A 7,559-nucleotide genomic window follows, 5' to 3' on the forward strand; every position below is an offset into this window, starting at 1 on the left:
AGCCCCAACACTCACTGCCGGCAATACAGGTTTGCTAAAACATTCTTCCAATGTATTTGGATGTGCTACTCAAATTGAAGAAATATTTAAAAAGGCAGGTTATCCTGACGGAGTATTTCAGAATCTCATCATACACCATGACCAAACAGAAAAAATTATTGCTCACGACACAGTGAAGGCAGTAACACTTACCGGCAGCGAAAGGGCAGGCGCCGCCGTGGGTCAACTCGCAGGTAAGTACTTAAAGAAAAGTGTGTTGGAACTTGGTGGAAATAACTCCTTTATTGTCTTGGAAGATGCGGATATTGATCAGGCCGTAAAAACAGCCGTAACCGCAAGAATGATGAATAGTGGTCAAAGCTGTATTGCCGCTAAGAGATTTATATTGCTTGAAGGGATTTATGATGAATTCGTCTCGAAATTTACTGACGCTGTCAAAAAACTCAAAATCGGAGATACCAAGGATGAATCAACCCAACTAGGCCCCTTGGCACGCAAAGATCTGGCAGACGACCTCAACCAACAGGTGAAAAAATCAGTTGATCAGGGAGCAAAGGTGCTTTATGGCGGGAATCAGGACAACTGTTTTCATGAACCCACGATCTTGGGAAATGTAAAGCCGGGTATGGCGGCATTTGACGAAGAGACTTTCGGTCCATTGGCAGCGATGATAAAAGCGAAAGACATAGATGTAGCTTTCCAACTTTCTGAAATGTCCAAATATGGTCTTGGAACAACAGTATTTACAAAAGATACAGACAAAGCACTTGAGATGGCCGAGAGAGTAAGTGATGGTGCATACTTCGTAAATGAGCTTGTAAAATCTGATCCACGTCTTCCATTTGGCGGTACCAAACGTTCAGGATACGGACGTGAACTGGCCAAAGAAGGGATCAGAGAATTTGTGAATATTAAGACTGTTTATGTGAAGGATTAAACATAAAAGTTCTGGAAAAAGAAAAACCTCAGGAAAAACACGTCCTGAGGTTTTTTTATTTTTGAAAAAATCTTAAATCTTATTCCGTTCCAGATTTTTCATTTTCGCCGAGGTTTGGCGTAGAAGATTCCAAAATATTGGACTTAACGGAGGGTGAGGAGAAATGAGATTGGTATTAATTATCTTACTTCTCCGTGATCATAATCTGCATGTGTTTCATCCACGAGGTAGCCTGTTTTAATGGAATCATCCCTTAAATTATTCACTCCGACATATCCTCCTAAAGCAGCGGCTATGGCACCGAGGATAAGCGCAATGGCAAGGTACATGGCAGCATCACCTACTGTCTCAGCGATGTTTTCAGCTTGTTGTCTGGCGGTTTCCTCGGCCTCTTGCATAAATGCTTCAAAATCCTCACGGGCATTTTCAAATTCAGCGAAAAGGTTATCAACGGAACGTCTTGCTTCAGTTTCGTTCATATCGGTACGCTCTACCAGGATATTGACCAAGGCCTGTTTGTCTATTGCATTAAACGACTGTTCAAACCTGTTTTTAGTATTTCTAAAAACTCCTTCAACTTTAGAATCTGCTCTGTCAGGTCTTCTGGCTATCCCTCTAGCTCCTTCTCTGGCCTCTGTGGCAGACCTTTCAGCTTGGGATTCCAGGTATTCCGGATCAAGCTTCTCTTTGCCGGTATCCTCCAACAGCGAATAAAATTCATTCTTTGCATCACTGAGAGATATGTCCAGATCTTCGAACTGATCCTTTAAAATTGGGCCCAGTTGATCCGACACAACCTGACCTGTAGTTGAAAGCACCCCTCCAACCAGATTACCGACACCGGATATTATACTGCCTATGACAGAAGTAAGCAACCAGGCTGAAATAAGCGTATACAAAGCCCAAGTCATGATTCCATGAATTACTCCGCTTGTGTTTGCAAACGAAACACCAACACGTGCTGCAACAAAACCTCCCACAAAAAGAACAATTAAGTTACTTACTACCCACCAAATTATTCCGCCTGTTCCCAATCCGCTTAAAGGATTATTTTCCACAGTTGGCTCAATACTCCACAAGCCTATTGCTAATCCTATCAAATTTAATATTATCATAAGCGATATAGCTGCAACAGTGCCTGCGAAAATAGCCCTCCAAGAAATTCCTTTGGGTGGCACCTTCTTATAAGAATAAAATTTACTGCTAGTTTTCATAATTATTGTTTTGGTTTATTTGTACGATATATTTCTGCGATTTTTACTATTTGAACAACCCTCGTTACTATTTTAAGATTTTAATTATCTTAATTTTAAGTTTTAAAACCTTGCTTTAAATTACTTTTGAACGCTTTTTTAAAATTTTCTTTGGATTAATACCCAAATTAATTTTAAATATCATATAACTAAACTAGAAGAACATTATATGTTTCCATAAAAGGGTTGTACAATTCACAGAATGAAGGTTTGAACTCGCCGGAAATCAGGCATATAAAATTGAAAAATAGAGAAATAAAAGAATGGACTTTGCAGGCTATTTGTGTATCATTGACACATTACTTTACAGAGCTGTAATGACTATGTCGCTTTTTGTTTAGTTATCTGTTTTTGCCGTGCGGTGAAGCAGGCTAATGGGAGCATTTTCGCTGTAGATAGCAATTCTGTCTATGCCAAATCCGTGAGACCTGCCCGCTATGTAAAACTCGTACAATCCCGGTTCCTCAATGTCCCAGTAAGTGTATTCAGGCCCCCAGGTGAGCCACTGAAAAGAATCCACAGCATGGTCACCCACCCTCCGGACCGGCAGTGGCCAACCTTTGATATGTACCCAAATATCGTTGTCTCCGTCTTTTTGCTTATGGTGGTTGCGCAAGTTGATGCGATATCTGCCTGGGGTTTTTATTTCAACAGGAATCAGGATCCAGTCTTGAGGATTTCCCTGAAGCTTACCATCAGTATCTATCTCCTGTCCATGGCCACTTCCTGACACCGGGCCTACATATTTCAGATAGCCGGTACCGGTGCAGTTTTTCCCGGCTTCCACCGGTATAAACTCCCAAAAGTTACTATGAGGCAAATTCTCAGCTTCCAGTAGCAGGTATCCATGCTCGTTGATGCTGTAGGGAATATTTTGAGCGGATAAAAAAGCCGGAATGAGGAAAATTAATAGAATTACTAATCTCATAAAATGGAAAGTTTGGTTCAACTAATGTCCACAAGGTACAATGTTATGGTCAGATTTTTTATCAATAAAATCTTTCCTAACAATAATATTTTGATCCGGTGGGGTATTAAAACAATTATTTCTTATCCCCCATGCAACGAAGTTAAGAGATTCTCCATCTACCCATCAAATCAAACACACTTTATAATCAATCATCACAATGAAAACTTTAAAAACACCATTATTCCCTTTGTCGATCTTAGTCTTTTTCTTTGTCCTATTCACTAATAACTCAGTGGCCCAGGAAGCACAAAGTACAAGAGGTCAGTCAGTTTATATGGAAGTATTGGGAAACGGCCTATCCTATTCTCTTAATTATGATACCCGCTTCAGCAAAAGTTTAAAAGGATTGGGTGGTCGCGCCGGCATAGGATATGTGGGCATCGATGGATATACCCTGACTTCTGTTCCCATTGTAGTTAATTATTTGTTTGGCCATAACAAACACTTTTTTGAAGTTGGTGCAGGTGCTACTTTGCTTGCTGCTTCTGCCCCTTCCAGTTTTGGACCTATCGACTCAAAAGAAAAAGGATCTGCTTTCCTCGGAACCATGAGTTTTGGTTACAGATTGGAGCCGACGAATGGTGGCTTTCTATTCAGGGCCGGCATCTCCCCAATATTTGATAGAAGCTCTTTTTTCCCATTTTGGCCACAAGTTTCCTTCGGTTATGCATTTTGATATCCATCCCAGAAAACTTTGCGCTTATGATAGTAAAAAATATGCATTTAAATAAAATGACTTTAACCTTTTTAAATTAAGGTCAATCCATATCATTATTTGGAAACCATACTTTTTCCGGATTTTTCTTTAGTTCGTTCATCACAGTTTGAAAAAGATCCTGCTTAACCCTACCTGAATTTTTGGGATCAACCAAGTATCGCACTACCACTTCTATCCAGGTGTTGGTATGCGCTTTTAAAATAACCGAAGGAAATTCATTTACATCCAGTTCATCTACAGGGGTGTCTGCCAGGATTTTTTTAAAACGCTTTACCCTTCTGACCATAGATTCACCAATTTTCTTTTCAACAATGCTTTTTATGGTATCACTTGTAAATTTAAAATCGCTTTTATAGGATATGAAGAAACTAAGTTCGTTCCAGATGAAAGGGAATAATGGCCATGAATAATTATATACATATTCAGTGAATACTTTGGAGTTGGCAAATCTTATGATGCGCCCACTTGGATGGTCAGCCGATAAATAATCCCCATTGAATTCCCACAGGGTAGTATCCAGGTAGCTTACATTGATGACATCGCCGAACACATTGCCTATCCGTATCCGCTCACCTACATCATAAGGCTTGCGGAAAAGAATATATAGCCATCCAAAAAAGCTCGTGATAGGATTTTGCAAAGCAAAACCAAGAATAAGTGATATAATACCAAATGAAAGTAAGGCCGCATACCAGTTGGCAAACAACAGTGATAGAATAATGACCAGTATAATCAGAGCAGCAAAAAAGTCGGCAATACGGATAAAATTAAATACTTTGGTTTTATCTTCTACTCTACGGTCAAAGATTTTTTTCAAAAGCCTGTTTGCCAACAATACCAAAGAAATCAACATTACGGCCAGCATGAATTTTTGAGCCAGCGGAATATAATCGGTGGGAATGGGTATTCGTTCCCATCCTAAAAGGAAGTAAAGAACACCTCCGCCCAAAAAAAGAATAGCGGTTATGCCAAGCGCAGGACCCTCTTTCTCTAAATCAACAGCCGTTTCTTTTTGTGCAGAATTTGAGGTTTCGCTTAAGGCTCTTTGGACTTTTTCATCCTTTTTGATGTTTTCTATTTCTTTGTCTTCTAAAGAATCTGCGGTTTCCATACTGATATAAAATTTAATTTTATGACTCTACGCTTTTCTTGATGGTAAAATAAAATGTGCTTCCATTACCTACTTCCGATTCCAGCCATACTTCTCCGCCCATTCTTTCAATACTTTTTCTGACCATGGCCAGCCCCATGCCTGTTCCCTCGTATTGCTGTGGAGCATTCAGGCGTTTAAACAAATTAAAAACTTCCTTCCTATGGTTTTCAGCAATTCCAATACCATTGTCTTTTACCGTAAAGGTATAATTAGCTTCATCTTCTACCAAATTAATGGAAATAACCGGAGTTCTTCCTTCCGGAATAAATTTAATGGCATTGGAAATAAGGTTTTGAAATACCTGAATGAGACCGGTAGATGAACCCTTGATGGTAGGGAGGTTTTCTCTGCTAATCTTGGCATTTTTCACTTCAATTTCATTTTGAAGGATTTTCTCAACTTCCAGTAACACCTCATTCAGGTCCACGAGTTCCGTTGTTCTAACATTGGAAGATTGATGATATTTTAGTAAATCCGCCATCATTTTACTTAGTCTGTCAGCTCCATCCAAGGCCATATTTATATATTTCTGCCCGTCTTGATCCAAGTTTTCTCCGTATTTCTTATGAAACAAGGTCAAAAAGGATTTAACCATCCTAACCGGTTGTTTCAGATCATGAGAAACAGAATAAGTAAACGTTTTCATGTTTTCGTTGACCGCATTCAGTTCCTTATTCAATAATTCAATTTTTTGATTTTTGCGCATCAACTCACGCTTGTTGTTGACCAGTTCGTTGTTGAGGGAAGTGAAGTCATTTAAAAAGGCTTCATTCATTTCCTTATCATCAACTTCATTTTTCAAATTACTTACCTTTTTTTCGGTAAGCCTTATCTGATTAGCCTGCTCATTATTGATCAGCATTATTTCTTCCAGCACTTTTTCTGTAGATGTCAATTCGCTATTGCCACAGAGCAAAACCGTTTCTTTCAATAAATACCCTGAGAATGTGTAGTTATGGTGTTTATCATTATAGTGGAGCGTAAGCACTGTATTTTCCTCCATGGATTTTTCATGAATGGCGAGCCAGAACCGTCCCAAATCCTTTATAGACATTGGTGAAACAATACCATGTAATCCAACGGGAAGCTTAATATTTTCCAACAAGGACACTGTATCTAAAAATACTTGTTCCACGATCCCATGTTTGTTACAGGACAGGATTATTTTATTGTCGTTTATCTGATTTTCCATCTTATTGATTTACCAAATCATTGGCCCTTGTAATTGCCTCATTGGCATTTTGGGCATATGCATCTGCGGCTACTTTTTTCCAGAGATCCGGATTAGTAATAAAGGGATAGCCGCCAACCATTATTTTTAGGTGATTAAAATCCTCATTGCTCCGGATTTTTTTTATTAAAGAGGCTGCTTTGCTCACATGGGTGGGGAGGGTCACCGAAAGTGCCAGTACATCAGCCTTGTATTCTGTCAATGCTTCCTGCAATTGATTATCAGGCATATTGGCACCAAGATAATAAGTGTCCCATCCTTCCATTTCAAAAAAATCAGTAACCATACGAATGCCTAATTCGTGCAATTCACCGGTAATGGAACAGGCCACCAATGTTTTTCCCTTGCGGGTAGCAGAAAAAATATGGTGGTACAGGCCTGACATGATCTGTTGGGTTGCGGCCGTACAATAATGCTCGTGGGCAACAGTGATTTTATTACACTGCCACAGCAGGCCTACTTCATATTGCGAAACCTGAAAAATAAACTGATAAATATCTTTGATCAAAATACCCTGCTCAATTAGTTCTGTAATCAAAATCGTTGCCTCACGTCTTTTTCCCTGCAACAAATACTTCAGATAAACAGCTACTTCTTCCTTCAGGGGATTGTCATCGGAGATATAGGATATACTTTCCTCAGTAATTTCCTTTAGTTTTTCTTTGGCAGAATCTACATATTCCTTTGTCGTAATCGAAAACTCGGTGCCTAGAATTTCATGAATGGCCTGTTGAACAAATTCAAGGTTATGGTGAAGGTCTGACTCGGGAATATTCCTTGATTTCAGCATGGCTGCCGCCCAAAGAATATAATTGGCATACATATCCGGGAGATTCATGGTCAATGCTTCAGCCAGAAAATTAAGATGAAAAACAGCATCTTCATAACAACGGTGTTTTCCCTCTGTTCCGTAGCGTTTTATAAGTCCGGGATTGTGCTCAAAATGTAAGCTGGTGATATAATTGGCTAGTTCACTGGTTTTTTCAGCGAGCAATTTTACATTCTCTTCAATCATAGTTAACTGCTAATGTGTTCGTATTTTGTTAGCTCCCAACTTTTAGGGACTAGTTTCAGGCCTTTGGGAATATTTTTATGGGATTCTTTTAAATGGTGACGGTGCCAGTAATCAAAATCTTCTTCACTTTCCCAATAGGTGATCAGGTGAATTTCCGAAGGGTTGTTTAATGGACTTAAAACATCCAGCCTTACAAATCCTTTTGCATTCTCCACAAATCCGGGTCGGTTTTTAAATGCTTCCTTCACTTCCTTTTCCAGACCATTTTGAATTTCAAATTTG

General features: G+C 39.3%; 8 protein-coding genes. 2 read left to right on the forward strand and 6 right to left on the reverse strand.

Features of this window, described 5'->3' with window-relative positions:
* A partial coding sequence (locus tag ACEW8O_RS08930; protein WP_373494279.1) for an aldehyde dehydrogenase family protein occupies positions 1-937 on the forward strand: 937 nt, incomplete at its 5' end.
* Between the two features lie 179 nt (positions 938-1,116).
* Here the strand turns inward: ACEW8O_RS08930 and ACEW8O_RS08935 are convergent.
* Both ACEW8O_RS08935 and ACEW8O_RS08940 read right to left on the reverse strand, forming a co-directional pair.
* Positions 1,117-2,151 carry a hypothetical protein gene (locus ACEW8O_RS08935; RefSeq protein ID WP_373494280.1) on the reverse strand — a complete coding sequence of 345 codons (1,035 nt, stop codon included), beginning with the start codon at positions 2,149-2,151 and terminating at the stop codon, positions 1,117-1,119.
* A gap of 376 nt (positions 2,152-2,527) precedes the next feature.
* Positions 2,528-3,118: a hypothetical protein gene (locus tag ACEW8O_RS08940; protein ID WP_373494281.1), complete on the reverse strand. Its 591-nt coding sequence runs from the start codon at positions 3,116-3,118 to the stop codon at positions 2,528-2,530.
* A 199-nt stretch (positions 3,119-3,317) separates the two neighbouring features.
* On the opposite strand from ACEW8O_RS08940, the gene ACEW8O_RS08945 reads away from it, so the two are divergent.
* Positions 3,318-3,836 (forward strand): hypothetical protein, encoded by a 519-nt coding sequence (locus ACEW8O_RS08945; protein ID WP_373494282.1) that lies wholly within the window; start codon positions 3,318-3,320, stop codon positions 3,834-3,836.
* Positions 3,837-3,918: 82 nt separating this feature from the next.
* Here ACEW8O_RS08945 and ACEW8O_RS08950 read toward each other — a convergent pair whose 3' ends face one another.
* The 4 genes from ACEW8O_RS08950 to ACEW8O_RS08965 all read right to left on the reverse strand — a co-directional run.
* Complete coding sequence (locus tag ACEW8O_RS08950; RefSeq protein ID WP_373494283.1) at positions 3,919-4,989, reverse strand: mechanosensitive ion channel family protein; 1,071 nt, start codon at positions 4,987-4,989, stop codon at positions 3,919-3,921.
* A 19-nt stretch (positions 4,990-5,008) separates the two neighbouring features.
* Positions 5,009-6,223 carry an ATP-binding protein gene (locus ACEW8O_RS08955; RefSeq protein WP_373494284.1) on the reverse strand — a complete coding sequence of 405 codons (1,215 nt, stop codon included), beginning with the start codon at positions 6,221-6,223 and terminating at the stop codon, positions 5,009-5,011.
* 1 nt (position 6,224) lies between these two features.
* Positions 6,225-7,277, reverse strand: coding sequence for a B12-binding domain-containing protein (locus ACEW8O_RS08960; RefSeq protein WP_373494285.1), 1,053 nt, complete (start codon positions 7,275-7,277; stop codon positions 6,225-6,227).
* Positions 7,278-7,279: 2 nt separating this feature from the next.
* The coding region (locus tag ACEW8O_RS08965) for an antibiotic biosynthesis monooxygenase (RefSeq protein ID WP_373494286.1) at positions 7,280-7,559 on the reverse strand (280 nt) is incomplete at its 5' end.

The organism is Aquiflexum sp. (assembly GCF_041749095.1).
In the GTDB taxonomy this organism is placed as follows: Bacteria; Bacteroidota; Bacteroidia; order Cytophagales; family Cyclobacteriaceae; genus Aquiflexum.